The 15,245-nt window shown below is 59.0% G+C and carries 14 protein-coding genes and 1 pseudogene; 8 read left to right on the plus strand and 7 right to left on the minus strand.

Going from position 1 to position 15,245, the window contains the following annotated elements:
* Nucleotides 1-348 (plus strand): integrase core domain-containing protein (locus HMPREF3148_RS07385; protein ID WP_141741078.1); only part of this gene is annotated, 348 nt, incomplete at its 5' end.
* A gap of 446 nt (nt 349-794) precedes the next feature.
* Here HMPREF3148_RS07385 and HMPREF3148_RS07390 read toward each other — a convergent pair.
* From HMPREF3148_RS07390 to HMPREF3148_RS07400, 3 genes are all read right to left on the minus strand, one after another.
* On the minus strand, nt 795-986 hold the full coding sequence (locus HMPREF3148_RS07390; protein WP_049147434.1) for a hypothetical protein: 192 nt from the start codon (nt 984-986) through the stop codon (nt 795-797).
* Nucleotides 987-1,041: 55 nt separating this feature from the next.
* Nucleotides 1,042-1,965 (minus strand): exodeoxyribonuclease III, encoded by a 924-nt coding sequence (locus tag HMPREF3148_RS07395; RefSeq protein WP_049159394.1) that lies wholly within the window; start codon nt 1,963-1,965, stop codon nt 1,042-1,044.
* A gap of 68 nt (nt 1,966-2,033) precedes the next feature.
* Nucleotides 2,034-3,299, minus strand: coding sequence for an MFS transporter (locus HMPREF3148_RS07400; protein ID WP_049147438.1), 1,266 nt, complete (start codon nt 3,297-3,299; stop codon nt 2,034-2,036).
* Nucleotides 3,300-3,482: 183 nt separating this feature from the next.
* Here HMPREF3148_RS07400 and HMPREF3148_RS07405 point away from each other — a divergent pair, with 183 nt between their 5' ends.
* The 6 genes from HMPREF3148_RS07405 to HMPREF3148_RS07430 all read left to right on the plus strand — a co-directional run bounded on the left by HMPREF3148_RS07405 (nt 3,483) and on the right by HMPREF3148_RS07430 (nt 10,503).
* Complete coding sequence (locus HMPREF3148_RS07405; RefSeq protein WP_070508943.1) at nt 3,483-4,538, plus strand: iron-siderophore ABC transporter substrate-binding protein; 1,056 nt, start codon at nt 3,483-3,485, stop codon at nt 4,536-4,538.
* Nucleotides 4,539-4,543: 5 nt separating this feature from the next.
* The gene (locus HMPREF3148_RS07410; protein ID WP_049064177.1) at nt 4,544-5,536 is read left to right on the plus strand and encodes a FecCD family ABC transporter permease; all 993 of its coding nucleotides are present in this window, start codon (nt 4,544-4,546) and stop codon (nt 5,534-5,536) included.
* Complete coding sequence (locus HMPREF3148_RS07415; RefSeq protein WP_049064178.1) at nt 5,536-6,570, plus strand: FecCD family ABC transporter permease; 1,035 nt, start codon at nt 5,536-5,538, stop codon at nt 6,568-6,570. The genes HMPREF3148_RS07410 and HMPREF3148_RS07415 overlap by 1 nt, the downstream gene beginning before the upstream one ends.
* Nucleotides 6,571-6,577: 7 nt before the next feature.
* Nucleotides 6,578-7,378 (plus strand): ABC transporter ATP-binding protein, encoded by an 801-nt coding sequence (locus HMPREF3148_RS07420; protein WP_070508944.1) that lies wholly within the window; start codon nt 6,578-6,580, stop codon nt 7,376-7,378.
* The gene (locus HMPREF3148_RS07425) at nt 7,378-8,262 is read left to right on the plus strand and encodes a siderophore-interacting protein (RefSeq protein ID WP_070508946.1); all 885 of its coding nucleotides are present in this window, start codon (nt 7,378-7,380) and stop codon (nt 8,260-8,262) included. Before HMPREF3148_RS07420 ends, HMPREF3148_RS07425 begins: the two co-directional genes overlap by 1 nt.
* A gap of 69 nt (nt 8,263-8,331) precedes the next feature.
* Complete coding sequence (locus HMPREF3148_RS07430) at nt 8,332-10,503, plus strand: NADP-dependent isocitrate dehydrogenase (RefSeq protein ID WP_049147447.1); 2,172 nt, start codon at nt 8,332-8,334, stop codon at nt 10,501-10,503.
* 374 nt (nt 10,504-10,877) lie between these two features.
* Here HMPREF3148_RS07430 and HMPREF3148_RS07435 read toward each other — a convergent pair whose 3' ends face one another.
* From HMPREF3148_RS07435 to HMPREF3148_RS13265, 4 genes are all read right to left on the minus strand, one after another.
* Nucleotides 10,878-11,576, minus strand: coding sequence for a helix-turn-helix domain-containing protein (locus HMPREF3148_RS07435; RefSeq protein WP_129721108.1), 699 nt, complete (start codon nt 11,574-11,576; stop codon nt 10,878-10,880).
* Between the two features lie 50 nt (nt 11,577-11,626).
* Complete coding sequence (gene ccmA / locus HMPREF3148_RS07440; RefSeq protein ID WP_070508949.1) at nt 11,627-12,259, minus strand: heme ABC exporter ATP-binding protein CcmA; 633 nt, start codon at nt 12,257-12,259, stop codon at nt 11,627-11,629.
* Nucleotides 12,256-14,178, minus strand: a complete 1,923-nt coding sequence (locus HMPREF3148_RS07445) for a hypothetical protein (RefSeq protein WP_129721110.1) — start codon at nt 14,176-14,178, stop codon at nt 12,256-12,258. Before HMPREF3148_RS07445 ends, ccmA begins: the two co-directional genes overlap by 4 nt.
* 69 nt (nt 14,179-14,247) lie before the next feature.
* A complete protein-coding gene (locus HMPREF3148_RS13265; RefSeq protein ID WP_080969947.1) occupies nt 14,248-14,541 on the minus strand; it encodes a lactococcin 972 family bacteriocin in 294 nt (97 codons plus the stop codon).
* Nucleotides 14,542-15,073: 532 nt separating this feature from the next.
* Here HMPREF3148_RS13265 and HMPREF3148_RS14045 point away from each other — a divergent pair.
* Nucleotides 15,074-15,245, plus strand: a pseudogene (locus HMPREF3148_RS14045) (NADP-dependent isocitrate dehydrogenase); the annotation flags it as partial.

Genomic DNA, 15,245 nt, shown 5'->3' on the forward strand with positions numbered 1-15,245 from the left:
ACAACGGGCTTGATTCACCATTCAGACCACGGCTTGCAATATGTGAGTATTGTCTACAACGAGCGCCTGGCTGAGCACGGAATTACTGCGTCTACCGGCACTGTTGGTGATTCCTACGACAATGCTTTGGCTGAGAATGTCAACGGCTCCTACAAGAACGAACTGATCCATGGGCGCTCGTGGAACGATGTCGTCGACGTAGAAATCGCCACGTTCGAGTGGGTGAATTGGTGGAATGAATCACGGCTTCACCAGAGCTTGGGCTACCGCACGCCGGCTGAAATAGAAACCGATTTTTGGGAACACCACCCCAGTCAAGGAATAATGGAAATCAAGGCAAATGCCTAGGAACAAAACCCGGGGCACTTCAATACGGTTTGGCGCAGAACCAAAGTCCCCCGTAAATGAGTTCTATACGACCATCAGTTATTTATCCTATTTGGGTATGCGTGACACAATCGCGGTCCTTATCTTAGGTCTCAAATTCCGCTTTTGAATCGAGTAAATGAAGGCACTCCCGCTGGTGGGAGTGCGCTTTTCTATTTATTAGACTTCTGTCGTTTAGACGTAGAAACTGCGGGCAGTGACGCATTCTCGGAAACATATGTTTAGTCATATAGCAGGCTTCATGGGGGTACAGAAGGTGATATACGACTACACAGTCTTTCGGCCGCATGCCCTTCTGTCCCTTCGTCTTCTCATAAAAATCCCCACTAGGCAGCGTCTGTTCTCTCAGACGAACCTAATGGGGAGACACTCACCTACGGGTGAGTGCTTTAGCAGCAAATGCAAGCTTAGAGCTTGCGAGAAGTCGGCGCGTGAACGTCGAGCATAACTGCCCAACCAGCGACCATGAACGCGCCGCCGACGCCCTGGAGGATGATCGGAGCCAGGAATGCGAAGGACGGACCGACGATGGTCCACCACCAGATACCCAGGCCGAGCAGTACGGCGCCGAGCACGAAGTAAATAATTGCGCGGGTCATGAGGTTCTCCGTTTTAAGAATCTAAGATTTTGAGACTCACACAGCTTAGCACCGTCTAGCGGTACTGCACCAGCAAAGGCGAGTGATCCGACCAGCGCTGTTCCACCGTGGGCGCCTTTTCGACCCAGGTTTTCTCCGCGCGCTCCAGCATTGACTTGGTGGCAGCCTGGTAGTCGATGCGCCAGCCAGCGTCGTTATTAAACGCTTGGCCGCGGTAGGTCCACCAGGTGTACGGACCGTCGGCATCGGGGGCAAGGCGCCTGGCGACGTCGTACCACTGCACGGCGTCCTCCCCCGGAACGCGGGCTGACCAGTCGGTCTTCGTGGCGTAGTCGATCACGCCGAGGTAGTCCCCAAGGCCCTTCTTCTCCTGTGGCAGCTCATCCGGGAAGGAGCCAAACACATGGTCCATGAACGCACGCTCCTCAGGCAGGTGGCCGGACTTCTTCTCATTGGACTTGTTGTTCTTGAGATCCTGCGCTCGGTGACAGATGTTCCAGTCGCCACCGATAACGGCCTGCGGATAAGTCGCGGCCAAGTCGGCGAGGACCTCCGAGAACTCGTCGAGGAAGAGGTACTTCTCGTCCTGCTTCGGGGAATCAGTATCGCCAGACGGCAGGTACAGGGAGGCCACGCGTACCGGGCCGCCCTCGGCGTCGACAGTCGCGGCGATGAAGCGACCGGACTCGGAGAAGGACCCGAAGCCAACTGAGACGTCGCTCAGCGGCGTGCGCGAAAGAATGCCCACGCCCGCGCGGCCCTTCGCGGCGGACTCGGCCTGGACCAAGTGCCAGCCGGCCTCAAGAGCGGGCGCGAGTGCCTTCTGGGTTTCCTTCGGATTCGCGCGAACTTCTTGCATGAGGACCACGTCGGCGGTGGTCTCCTCGAGCCAGACATTCATTCCCGGGTTATTTTCATTGCGCTGCTTGCAGGCGGCGCGGATGCCGTTGACGTTGACGCTCGCAATAGTAAAAGTCATGCGCGCTAGTCTACTTGCGCGCAAAAGGAACAAGACCACCGCCGTCGTGCCCCACCGTGTGCTGGGTGTTAGCTCTGCTCGATGATCTTTACATGCACGCCGCTACGCTTGGCGGTGACCTGGGAAACGATCCACACGATGATGCCCAGCGAGGCGAGGACGACGCCCACCAGGGAGGTGGCGTTGTAGTTGAAACCGGCGCCCACCACGAGGCCACCGAGGGCCGCACCCATGGCGTTGGCAATATTGAGCGCGGACTGGTTCAGCGCGGAGGCGAGGGTCTGGGCGTCGCCAGCAACGATCATGAGGCGCAGCTGCAGCGACGGGATGAGGACCGCGCCGAAGAAGGCGAGGAAGCCGAACGCGATGGTCGCTAGCCAGAGATTGTGCGCGCCGAAGTAGAACACCAGGGACGTCGCCACGAGGAATACGAGGGCGAAAAGGATGGAGTATTCGGTGTTGCGGTCAGACAGCGCGCCGCCGACGCCGTTGCCAATGGTCATGCCGATGCCATAAACCATGAGCACTGCCCAGGTCCAGCGATCCGGCATTCCGGCGACTTCGGTCATGGTCCATGTGATGTAGGTGTAGACCGCGAACATGCCGCCGAATCCGACGATGCCCATGATGACCGACAGCCAAACCTGCAGGTTTTTCAGCGCGCCGAGCTCGGTGGAGATGTCAGTGGACGGCATCTCCGTCATGTGCGGGAAGAGGAAGTATAGCAAGACCATCGTTGCCAGCGCGAGGTTGACCACGAGGAAGTAGGCAGAGTGCCAGCCCAGGTTCTGGCCGAGTGCCTGGGCCGCGGGAACGCCCATAACAGTGGCCACGGCCAGGCCCATGCCGATGGCAGCCATTGCCTTACCGCGACCGCCCTTCGGCGCCATGGCGGCGGCGGACAGGTTGGCCACGGAGAAGTACGCGCCGTGCGGCAGACCTGCAATGAAGCGAGCGGCCAGCAGCGTGGCGTAGTTCGGTGCCAAGGCGGTGAGCAGGTTGCCCACGAGGAGGAAGCCGATGAGCAAGATGATGAGGCGGCGGCGCGGCAGCTTGCCCGTCACGGCTGAGATAACGGGAGCGCCGACGACGACGCCGATGGCGTAGACGGTGATTAGCGTCGAGGCGGTGTCTTCCGTAATGCCAAAGTCACCCGCGATGAGCGGCAGCAGACCCATGGAGACGAACTCCGTGGTGCCGATGGAAAAGGCACCCAGCGCCAGGGCGAGCGTGACGAGGGTGCGGCGGGTCGACGAGATTTCAGTTTGGCGGGGCACGCGCGGTTGGTCGGCGCGGTCGGGATTGTTTTGGGAGCTTAAGGAGACAGAATTCACGAGCGGAGACCTTAGCGCGCGGGAGGGATTCTTCGTAAGCCAAGGCCACCCAAATGTGCTTTTCCCACATCATGATGGGTTTATGTCGAACATCACAAAGACCAAATTACGCAACATGGGTGTTGTGTATATAGTCTTGCCTAAGTTAGAAAAGCTATACCTACTCTTCAAAGGAGTTCCCTAGTGCGAGCACAACGCATCATCGCCACCGTCGCGGCAGCGGCCACCATCTTCACTTTGGCAGCCTGCTCCTCGGACAGCTCTTCCACTGGAGAGAACAACTCCGCGTCGTCGTCTAACTCCGCGGACTCCGCCGCATTCCCGGTGACCATCAAGCACGCGTTCGGCGAGACCACCATCGAGAAGGCACCAGAGCGCGTGGCTACCGTGGGTTGGGCTAACCACGAGGTTCCTTTGGCGCTGGGCGTTGTCCCAGTGGGCATGTCCAAGACCACGTGGGGAGACGATGACAACAACGGCGTCTTGCCGTGGACCGAGGAGAAGCTAAAGGAGCTCGGCGCGGAAACTCCGGTCCTCTTTGATGAGACCGACGGCATCCCGTTCGAGCAGGTCGCTGACACCCAGCCGGACGTCATCCTCGCTTCCTACTCCGGTCTGACGCAGGAGGACTACGACACCCTGTCCAAGATTGCCCCGGTCGTGGCCTACCCGGACGTCCCGTGGACGACCTCCCTCGAGGACATGATTGAGATGAACGCTGAGGCCATCGGCAAGAAGGACGAGGGCGAAAAGCTCATCGAGGATCTCGATGCCCAAACCGAGAAGGCCCTGGACAAGTACCCGGCTCTCAAGGACAAGAAGGTCCTGTTCACCGCCTTCGGCGGCACCACCGATGCTTCCAAGATCGGCTTCTACACCACCGACGACCCACGCATGGGCTTCCTAGCCGAGCATGGCCTGGGCACCCCGGACATCGTGGAAAAGAACTCCGAGAACGCCGAGCAGTTCTGGGTCGAGGTCTCCGCTGAGAAGCCAGAAGAGTTCAACGACGTTGACCTCATCGTGGCCTACTCCACCGGAAACGCCGACGATGACAAGAAGACCCTCGAGGAGCTGCAGAAGGATCCGCTCAAGGGCAAGATCCCGGCAGTTCAGAAGGGCAACGTGGTCTTCCTCGAGAACGGCCCGCTGGGCGCTTCGGCGAACCAGTCCCCGCTGTCTATTCCGTGGGGCATCGACAAGTACTTCGAGCAGCTGAACTCCGGTCTGCAGGCTTAAATCACGTGGCGGCCAAGAAAATCGCCGTCATCATCGGACTCTTAGCCGCCACCGCTCTCGCAGTGGTGGCTTCGGTCATGTTTGGCGTGCGCACAATTTCCCCTTCCGACGCCCTCTCGGCCCTCGGCGGTTCGACCGCGACAGCCAGTGAGGCCGCCGCATATTTGCGTGTCCCACGCACCGTGTTGTCGCTCTTCGTCGGTGCCGCGCTCGCCATGTCCGGAACCACGTTCCAGGCCATGACCCGCAACCCGCTCGCCGACCCTGGCATCTTCGGTGTCCTCTCCGGCGCCGCGCTGGCCGTCGTGGTGGGCATCGCGTTCTTCGGGCTCTCTCGCCCCGTGCCCACGATGATCGTGGCGATTATCGGCTCCTTCGCTGCCGCCTCCTTCGTCTACGTCGTCGGCTCCCTAGGCCGCGGCGGCGCCACGCCGCTCAAGCTCGCACTCTCAGGCGCTGCCACGGCCGCCGCGTGTTCCAGCATGGTCAGCGCCGTGCTGCTCCCGCGCACCGACGTCATGGACAAGTTCCGTTTCTGGCAAATCGGCTCCGTCGGTGGCGCGCAGTGGTCCCAAATTAGTATGGCCGTGCCGTTCCTCGTCATCGGCCTCATCATTGTCCTGGCCTGCGCCACGGGACTTAACGCACTTGCGCTTGGCGACGACGTCGCTACCGGCCTCGGCATCAACGTTGTGCGTACGCGCTTGCTCTCCGCCGTGGGCGCGGTCATTCTGTGCGGTACTGCCACCGCGATTGCCGGCCCCATCGCTTTCGTAGGCCTCATCGTCCCCCACGTCATGCGCCTAGTGCTCGGCACCGACCACCGCCTGCTGCTGCCCATGACCGGCCTGGCCGGCGCCTTCCTGTTGGTGGCGGCGGACACGGTGGGGCGCGTCGTCGCCAAGCCGAGCGAGGTCGCCGTGGGCATCCTCACCCCACTTCTAGGCGCACCGCTGTTCATCTGGATTGTCCGCCGAACCAAGGTGCGTGATCTCTAATGCCGAATCAAACCTCCTCGGCCTCCACCTCCGCGACGCTGCAACAGCAACGCCACGCCCGCGCGCGTTCCTTTGCCTGGCGCCTGAGCGTGCTCGCCGTCATCATCGTGGTTTTGTGGGCCACCAGCCTCATGGTGGGCGAGACCTTCTATGGTCCGGGCAAGGTGATTCGTGTTGTTTTCGGTGAGACCGTCCCCGGCGCGTCCTTTACGGTCGGCGACCTGCGCCTGCCGCGTGCCACCGTAGCCGTCGCCGCGGGCATCGCTTTCGGTATCGCCGGCGTGACTTTCCAGACCATGCTGCGCAACCAGCTGGCCTCTCCCGATATCATCGGTATCTCCTCCGGTGCCTCCGCCGCGGGCATCACGGCGATTGTGTTTTATAACGTCTCCCAGACCACCGTGTCTTTGGTGTCGCTGGTGTGCTCGCTGACGATCGCCGCGCTGATTTACCTGCTGTCGCTGAAGTCTGGTTTCACCGGCACGCGCCTTATCCTCATCGGCATTGGTATGTCGGCGATTCTGCAGGCGTGGACCAACTTCGTGCTGTCGAAGGCCCCGTCCTACGACCTGCCTACGGCCACACGTTGGATCACGGGCTCGCTCAACACCATGTCCTGGGAGCGCGGCCTGCCACTTCTTCTTACGGTGCTGGTCATCGCGCCCGTCATGATTTTCTTGGGTCACCAGCTCAACGTTTTGCGGCTTGGCGACGACCTCGCCGTCGGCCTTGGCCTGCGGCTCAACGTTGTGCGTGTTTCGGCCATCGTGGGCGCGGTAATCCTCATTGCGGTGGCCACGGCGTCGACGGGCCCGATTGCCTTCGTGGCATTCATGGCCGGGCCAATTGCCACCCGCCTGTTTAAGGCTGGCCCCTCCATGATCGCCCCTGCCGGTGCGGTGGGCGCCATCCTGGTGCTCGTCGCTGACATGGCTGGTCAATACTTCTTTGGTACCCGCTACCCCGTCGGCGTCATCACCGGCGTGCTCGGTGCGCCATTCCTTATTTACTTGCTCACTCGCTCGAATCGTTAGGACTGTCATGCACAAACCTGCTCAGCTCACCGCGAAGGACATCTCCCTCGGATACGGCGAGCGCGACATCATCACCGGGCTCAGCGTCGACATCGCACCCGGCAAGGTGACCTCCATCGTGGGCCCCAACGGCTGCGGCAAGTCCACTTTGCTGCGCTCGCTGTCCCGCCTGCTCAAGCCCACCGGCGGCGAGATTTTCCTCGACGGCAAAGCCATCTCCGAGATTCCCACCAAACAGCTGGCCACCTCGCTGGGCCTACTGCCGCAGTCTCCCATCGCCCCGGACGGCATCGTGGTGGCGGACCTCGTGGGCCGCGGCCGCACCCCACACCAGGGGCTGCTCGGCCGCTGGAGCCAGGAAGACTACGACATCGTGCAGGAATCCATGGAGATGACCGGGGTGGCTGAACTCGCGGAGCGCTCCATCGACGAACTCTCCGGCGGCCAGCGCCAGCGCGTGTGGATCGCCATGGCACTCGCCCAGCGCACCGACATCCTGCTGCTCGACGAGCCCACCACCTACCTCGACATCAAACACCAGCTCGAGGTCCTCGACCTGCTCGTCGAACTCAACGAGACCCACGGCACCACCATCGCCATGGTCATTCACGACCTCAACCTGGCCGCCCGCTATTCTGACGAACTCATCGCGGTCTCAAACGGCAACGTCTACGCCCAGGGAAGCCCCCAAGACGTCATGACGCAGCAAACGGTCAAGGACGTCTTCGGCGTGGACTCCGTCATCGTCGAAGACCCAGTCTCGGGGCTTCCGGCCGTCATGCCCATTGGTAAGAGAAAGGTAAAGTAATGCCCTACCAGCCATTCCGCGCCACTGTCTTGGACTCTGTGCACATCTCCCCCAGCTTCCAACGAGTACGCCTCACCGGCCTGACAGAGATGGGGCCCTCCGGCGTCATCCGTGACCTGCGCATTAAGCTCATCATCCCCGGCGCCCACGGCCTGCCGGAGCTTCCCGCCACGGAGGACTGGTACGCCGCTTGGCAGCAGCTCGATCCGGCCACCCGTGGCGCACTTCGCACCTACTCCGTGCGCGAGCTCGACCGCGAACGCGGCATCCTCACTATCGACTTCGTGCTGCATACCGCGCCTGGTGAAACGGGCCCGGCATCCATGTGGGCGTCGACAGCCGCACCGGGCGATGAAATCTACGTCATCGCCCCACACTCCGACGACGAATCCGGCCCCGGCATCGAGTTCCAGCCCGGCGAGGCCCGCGAGGTCCATGTCTTTGGCGACGAGACCGCCCTGCCTGCCATCGCCCGCATCCTCGACGAGTGGCCCGACGGGCTTAGCGGCAGCGTGCACATCGCGGTGCCCTACTTCCAGGACGCGCAGCCCCTCGCCGCTCCTGCCGGCGTCACCATCGAGTTCCTCCCGCACGATGGCAACGCCACGCTTATCGACGCCCTCTCCTCCCTCACCGGCGCCGACCCCGTCCCAGACACCCCACAACAGGCCACCCCTGAGCGCGAAGTTCTCTGGGAGACCCCAGGCTTTTCTGCTTCAGGCGAAGAGCTCGGCACCCGTGCCGCGGACGGTGCGTATTGGTGGATAGCGGGCGAAAGCGGCGTCGTCAAGCGCATGCGTCGCATGCTGGTCAAGGAGGCAGGCGTGCCGCGCTCGGCGGTGTCCTTCATGGGCTATTGGAAGCGTGGGGTCTCTGAGGGGTAATTGCCCGCACAGCTGTAACAAGACAGGTATCCTGTTAGGTTGAAACATTTTCGAACTATTAGGAGAAACATGTCTAAGATCATCTGGACCCGCACGGACGAAGCTCCGCTGCTCGCCACCTACTCTTTCAAGCCGGTCGTTGAGGCTTTTGCCTCCACCGCGGACATCGAGGTTGAGACCCGCGATATCTCCCTGGCTGGCCGTATCCTGGCTCAGTTCCCAGAGCGCTTGGGTGAGAAGAAGGTCGAAGACGCACTGGCTCAACTCGGCGAGCTGGCTAAGACCCCGGAAGCAAACATCATCAAGCTTCCGAACATCTCCGCTTCCCTGGTACAGCTGAAGAAGGCTATCGCCGAGCTGCAGGCTGACGGTTTCGACATTCCGGATTACGAGGACGCTCCGGAGAAGTACGCCGTTGTTACCGGTTCCGCTGTGAACCCGGTTCTGCGCGAGGGCAACTCCGACCGCCGCGCACCGATTGCTGTGAAGAACTTCGCTAAGAAGTACCCGCACAAGATGGGCGCTTGGACCGCTGATTCCAAGACCAACGTTGCCACCATGTCTGATAACGACTTCCGCCACAACGAGAAGTCCGTCATCATGCCGGCTGATGACACCCTGACCATCAAGCTCAATGACACCGTCCTGCTCGAGGGCCTCAAGGTTCTCAAGGGAGAGGTTATCGACGGCACCTTTATCTCCGCCAAGGCTCTCGACGAGTTCCTGAAGGCTCAGGTTGCTCGCGCTAAGGAAGAGGGCGTTCTCTTCTCTGCGCACCTGAAGGCCACCATGATGAAGGTCTCCGACCCAATCATCTTCGGCCACGTGGTCCGCGCGTTCTTCGCAGACGTTTATGACAAGTACGGCGAGGAGCTGCTCGCAGCTGGTCTCAACGGTGAGAACGGCCTCGGCGCTATCTACGAGGGACTGAAGTCCCTCGAGAATGGCGAGGAGATCAAGGCCGCATTCGACGCTGCTCTCGAAAACGGCCCGGACCTGGCTATGGTGAACTCCGCTAAGGGCATCACCAACCTGCACGTTCCTTCCGACGTCATCATCGACGCTTCCATGCCGGCCATGATCCGCACCTCCGGCCACATGTGGAACAAGAACGACGAGGAACAGGACACCCTCGCTGTTATCCCGGATTCCTCCTACGCTGGCGTTTACCAGGCTGTTATCGAGGACTGCAAGGCTAATGGCGCATTCGATCCGTCCACCATGGGTACCGTTCCAAACGTCGGCCTGATGGCTCAGAAAGCTGAGGAGTATGGCTCCCACAACAAGACCTTCAAGGTGCCGGAGAACGGCACCGTGCAGGTGACTAACTCCGCTGGCGACGTCCTCATCGAGCACGACGTCGAGGCTGGCGACATCTGGCGCGCATGCCAGACCAAGGACGCTCCGATCCAGGACTGGGTCAAGCTGGCTGTTAACCGCGCACGCCTGTCCGGTATGAAGACCATCTTCTGGCTGGACCCAGAGCGCGGTCACGACGCCAACCTCATCACCCTGGTGGAGAAGTACCTGAAGGATCACGACACCGAGGGCTTGGACATCTCCATCGCTTCCCCGGTTGAGGCAACCAAGATCTCCATCGAGCGCATCCGTAAGGGCGAGGACACCATCTCCGTCACCGGTAACGTGCTGCGTGACTACAACACCGACCTCTTCCCGATTCTCGAGCTCGGCACCTCCGCAAAGATGCTGTCTGTGGTTCCGCTGATGGCTGGCGGCGGCCTCTTCGAGACCGGTGCAGGCGGCTCCGCTCCGAAGCACGTGCAGCAGGTTGAGGAAGAAAACCACCTGCGTTGGGACTCCCTGGGTGAGTTCCTCGCTCTGGCTGAGTCCTTCCGCCACGAGCTCAACGCTCACGGCAACGCTAAGGCAGGCGTGCTTGCCGACGCCCTCGACAAGGCCACCGAGACCCTCCTCGACGAGGGCAACTCCCCGTCCCGCAAGGTCGGCGAGAACGACAACCGTGGTTCTCACTTCCACCTGACCCTGAACTGGGCCAAGGAGCTGGCTGCACAGACCGACGACGCTGAGCTGGCTGAGACCTTCAAGCCGGTTGCTGAGGCTCTCGAGGCTAAGAAGGACGAGATCGTCAAGGGACTGCTCGACGTTCAGGGTTCCCCTGCTGACCTGGGCGGCTACTACGCACCGGACGAGGACAAGCTCTCCGCTGTCATGCGCCCGGTTGCTGCCTTCAACGAAATCATTGATGGCCTGAAGAAGTAAGCGCTCGGTTGACTGTCTGGGCCGTTGGCCTGGGCTGTCGATGCTAGTTAGCCGGCTGGCCCGGGGTGCCATACCCTGGGCCAGCCGGTTTTTGTTTGGCCGGGCTGGGATCCCCTTTGCCCAGCCCAGTCTCGTCCTCCATCCCCAAAAGCTACCCCTTCCCGAACTCACTGGGTGATGCCCACGCGCCACAGAGCGACTGCGCATTCTAATGGCACAGGGGGTGACGCTCGATGAACTGAACTAATTCTGCCGCCGCTGCTGCCTTTTCGAGGCTTGGATACAGATAGTTTCATTGAAGCACCGTTTTGCGACATCAGATCAAATAGACGTAAGGCATAAGTTTCCACAAGCTTGATCCAGAACATGCACATTCAAACATAAATGGATTGTTTAGCTAACGCGCTGCGCCGGTTGCATCCGAATATCCCGAACAATTGCCCGATGAGTTTTCCCACCATCTTTTCGGAAGTGCCAAGTGCCGCCGCGATGTCCCTGTCGGACAACACACCGTCGCGCAGGCATTGCATCACCCGAGTTTGGAAAGGCGTGAGATTTTGAGCCCGAAGAACTGTGGATACAGGGAGCTGGTGGTCAAGCATCAATCCGCGATCGAGGTAGGTGAGCCTCATTTCAAGATCAGTTTTGAAATTCTCGGTAGGTTGTTCACAGATGAAGTAGGCATTAGCCCCTGCTTCGATCGCGCTAAAAAGCGTTCGTACGGTGTGCATGGAGCGCTCAACAAAGTACAATATTGGTGGCGATCCACTCTTCTCTGGAGAAGTACTCACCTCGTCATTTTCGACTTCGAATACATCACAGTGTGTAGTACCGATTTCATGCGAAGACGTTACTGCGATAGCTGTTGCCCTGACCATATCTGCAATTGTTTTCGAGTAGACCTCATCGGTACCAGCACCTTTGACTATTAACCGCTTTGACTTAGCAAACATACATGCAGCAAGTACCGGAACGGACGTACTCTTCACGGATCCACCGCCGAAATCCAGAATGTTGATATCCTTGAGACTGTTAATGCACCCCATTTCGGCCCATCCGAAGCAATCTGTCAAAGCTTCCGTTATGTTGTAATCCGCCCCAATGAAAAGGCATGGCTTCCCAGCTATATTCTTCCGCCACACCAGAGCCCAAACACCACATCTGAACTATTCGCAATATATGCAGAATGGGTGGCCACGACGACCACTGCACCACCCTGAGCAAATTGACGTAGATATTTAAGAACGAGTTGCGCGTTTGCTTCATCGAGGGCCCCGGTCGGTTCATCAGCTAACACAATCTTCGGCTGCGCGAGAATGAGTCTCATCAAAGCAATGCGCTGTTGCTCGCCACCAGAAAGCTCACTCACCGTTCGCTTTTCAGTCCCTCCAAGCCCAACTTCAGTCAGCGCCGCTGCCATCGTCTCGCGGGAGACGCGGGGGACAGCAATCTTGATATTCTCCATAACAGAGAGATCGGGTACCAAACCATAGTCTTGAAACAGGTACCCGACGTTTGCTCGCCGAAATCTGCGACGTGCGCCCGGATTCATAGATGCGATGTCGAGCCCTTCGAACTCGATCGTTCCCGAATCCGGCGTAGTCAGTCCGCCTAACATATTGAGCAAGGTTGTTTTGCCACTGCCGGAGGGCCCTGTGAGCGCCGTGATTTGTCCTGCCTTAAAGGTGGCCGAGAAAGCTTGCAAAACCGTCCGCTCGCCAAATCCGCAGGATACTTCGCTTACCTGAATTGTCATTGCGGTTCCACTCCTCCTCTTGCATCCCACTGTGAAGCAGCTCTAAGCATTAGCACCATAGAAACCAAAAACCATACTGCGCTGAAACCCACGACTGCGACGATGGTCAATGGTGACCATTGATTTTCAAACCCGATACTCCAGGTTGAGGGCGCGCGGCTCTCAGCTTGAACCTGATGATCGCGGACCATATACAGCAGCCAGCCAATTGTCGCTACGAAAAATACAACCTCAAAAGCTACTGCTTCTTTTGCAACCCACCAAGGGCTTCGCCCACAAACATAGGCAACGTGGATTTTGCGCCGGTAGGTAACTCGAAAAGTAAGGACCGTGGCTCCGACCAAGACCGTCACAAGCAGGACTACCGCAAAGCCATTCAGCCCCCACAGAGCCACATTCTGCTCGGCGGCGCGAATACTCGACTGCCATGAGTCCTCGCGCGGCCTGAAGAAAGCAAGCGTATTCCCAGTAGCACCCTTCAACATTTGCGAAGGCACATCAGGGGAGGCAGTGAGAAGGACTTGCTGGGATACCTTCGACATCAAGTTGTGGTCCCCCAACGGGGCAAGACCCCGTGGAAGGATGACGAGAATCGGGTTATCTATTTGCGGACGGTAATCAACATCGTAAGTGAATACCGAGCCCAAGCTGCATCCGTCCCGCCACTCTATGTCGGGTGCTGGTTCATTGGTATAACTAGCCTCGAACTTTAACGTATCCTCGATCACGTTTGTCGACTGCAGAGACAGCTTTCCCGGTGAGCAGACCGTCACAACAGTGCCATCCAACATCGACGCTCCCGCCTGTCGCGCGAATTCCTGGTTCACTAATAGAACTGGTGCCTCTAGTTCTACGGGCCATGTAATCCAATACGGGTCAACGAGGAGAATGTCTCCTGCCTCGTCGGCAGCCCGAAATGGCGCTGCGGCCTCTCTACCTGACCAATCTTCGAAGGCTGTGTTAACGTTCAACGCCAGCTCTTGCTGCCCACGGTGTGCATCCCACGCCCCCTGCAAGCGATGACGCGCCTCAAGCTCCGCTGAAAACCCGACCAGGGTTGCAACCACACTGAGCGCAGCAACCAGGGACACGCCGCGGACAACGGTCAGGGAGTAGAGAATTGGCCGCGCGTGGATCTTGCCCTTGACGGATTGGGGTATCGATGTCCTGCGAACCAGAAACTGGCCACCCAGGTAACCAATGAGCAAACATGCAGACAGAATCAAGCTAATCGTGAAATAAATTCTCCAAAACACCCAGCCTTCCGCCCACCCGTTGTAGGCATAAAGCAGACCTGCAACGAGCAGTGGGGCCACGAGGTAAGCAAGCACAAGTGTGATGCTCTGTCGCTTGATTTCAATACTGGTCGTTTCTGCGACGCTGAGCCCTAGTAGTCGATGAACACCAACCTCACGTGAGCGGGCAAGAACATGGCCTGCGCTGAGAACCAGACACAGGAGGACAGACAAGATCAGCAGAATAGGGATAGTCGAAGATGCAAAGATTTCCGTGAAATACCTGGTAAGAGGCACCGCGTCAAGCCCCTGCTCATCTAACCACCGTAGCAAGTGCTGCTCGTCCGCCGCCGACCCTTTGATATGGAGAGGTTGTCTCGGATCAGAGTATGGAAAGTCTTCCAGCGGATAAAATATGTCAACTTCCCCCCGTTCAAAGCGAGGCCGTTCCATCCGGCCACCGTCAGGCGGAAGCGAGGACGAGTAGACTCGTTGCTCACCACCTGAGACAGCGAGCGACGAGTAGTTAATCGCGATGTCGAAGTCATTATTTCGCGCAAACTCGGCCAGCTCGGAATAGAAACTCACTCGCTCCGAAGCGATGCGATCTGACTCCACCTGAACCCCGTACTCACCCAAGTGACCATCGATCGTTGAGTAAAGCCTCGCGCCGAGGAAAGCCACAGTAGTCGCCAGAATAGCCGTGGCGAATATCCCCACGGCTAATAGGCTTGATCTCAGAAAGGACATGCTCTAGCAATGACGGTAGAAGGACTCATTGCCAAGTCCCTTACGCGGAGCAGTGGCGCGTGACCAGACGTTCTTGTTCACACAGCCACTATCTGACCGAAACTTCCCCACAGCTGTAGATCCATGTCGAACGCCGTTATGAAAGTAGTGGGACCACACTGTGGAAGAATCACTGCCGTAATCCCAGGTTCCTCCGTCAATGCTGACAATCGTCGCCCCAGCGACACCCGTGCCGGCAAAGGTCAACACACCCGCCAAAACTGCACCAGTGATGCGGTTTCGATTTTGAATCTTCATGGTTTCTCCCTTCGATAGGTATTCAACGGCGGAGGGACTTCCGCCGTATGGCAATTATCAAACTCAGGTTTGTGTTGCACAAGTAGGAAAACCTACCTTTGTGATTTGCAACACTATCGAATATCAATTTTCGCCGGCTTTGAGGCTTCCCAGGCACGGTGCAGCGACGACTGCCCACGCATGGTTGCGTCCCTTAGCGCGGGTTACCGCCCTCACAATTACCCATTGGAACATCCCTTCATCATCGAACGGTCTTACTGATCGTCATCTACTTTCTGGGCTCTTCCCGAAAACTCAAGTCCCGAACCTCGCTCACGGCCAAAATGGGCCGCCAATACGGACTACTTCCCAAAACCGAACCGGGCCTCCTATCGCAGATCAGTCGCACGCTTATCCCTGGGCCCGTGCGCTCAAAATCTTTCTTGCTTCGTAACCGGGAAAGGGTACCAACACAGCCCGAAAACCACTCCAAAAACTCTCCTAACCGGAGAAACGTTTTCTTGCCTCTTTCTTGCTTCTTGGGCGGGTTCCAGGGGATCCGCCTCGCGCCCTCGAAAACCTACCCCGCGTTGCGCAGCGCGGCGGCCTGTTCGAGACCGGTGCCGGCGGCTCCGCTCCGAAGCACGTCCAGCAGGTGCAGAAGGAGAACCACCTGCGCTGGGATTCCCTCGGTGAGTTCCTCGCTCTGGCTGAGTCCTTCCGCC

Source organism: Corynebacterium sp. HMSC05D08 (assembly GCF_001807215.1).
Classification (GTDB): Bacteria; Actinomycetota; Actinomycetes; order Mycobacteriales; family Mycobacteriaceae; genus Corynebacterium; species Corynebacterium striatum.

Excerpts from the sequence above, each read along its gene's own strand:
- HMPREF3148_RS13265 (WP_080969947.1), bottom strand. The coding sequence starts at position 14,541 with ATGAAGATTCAAAATCGAAACCGCATCACTGGTGCAGTTTTGGCGGGT.
- ccmA (WP_070508949.1), bottom strand. The coding sequence starts at position 12,259 with ATGACAATTCAGGTAAGCGAAGTATCCTGCGGATTTGGCGAGCGGACG.
- HMPREF3148_RS07390 (WP_049147434.1), bottom strand. The coding sequence starts at position 986 with ATGACCCGCGCAATTATTTACTTCGTGCTCGGCGCCGTACTGCTCGGC.
- HMPREF3148_RS07430 (WP_049147447.1), top strand. The coding sequence starts at position 8,332 with ATGTCTAAGATCATCTGGACCCGCACGGACGAAGCTCCGCTGCTCGCC.
- HMPREF3148_RS07395 (WP_049159394.1), bottom strand. The coding sequence starts at position 1,965 with ATGACTTTTACTATTGCGAGCGTCAACGTCAACGGCATCCGCGCCGCC.
- HMPREF3148_RS07415 (WP_049064178.1), top strand. The coding sequence starts at position 5,536 with ATGCCGAATCAAACCTCCTCGGCCTCCACCTCCGCGACGCTGCAACAG.
- HMPREF3148_RS07425 (WP_070508946.1), top strand. The coding sequence starts at position 7,378 with ATGCCCTACCAGCCATTCCGCGCCACTGTCTTGGACTCTGTGCACATC.
- HMPREF3148_RS07420 (WP_070508944.1), top strand. The coding sequence starts at position 6,578 with ATGCACAAACCTGCTCAGCTCACCGCGAAGGACATCTCCCTCGGATAC.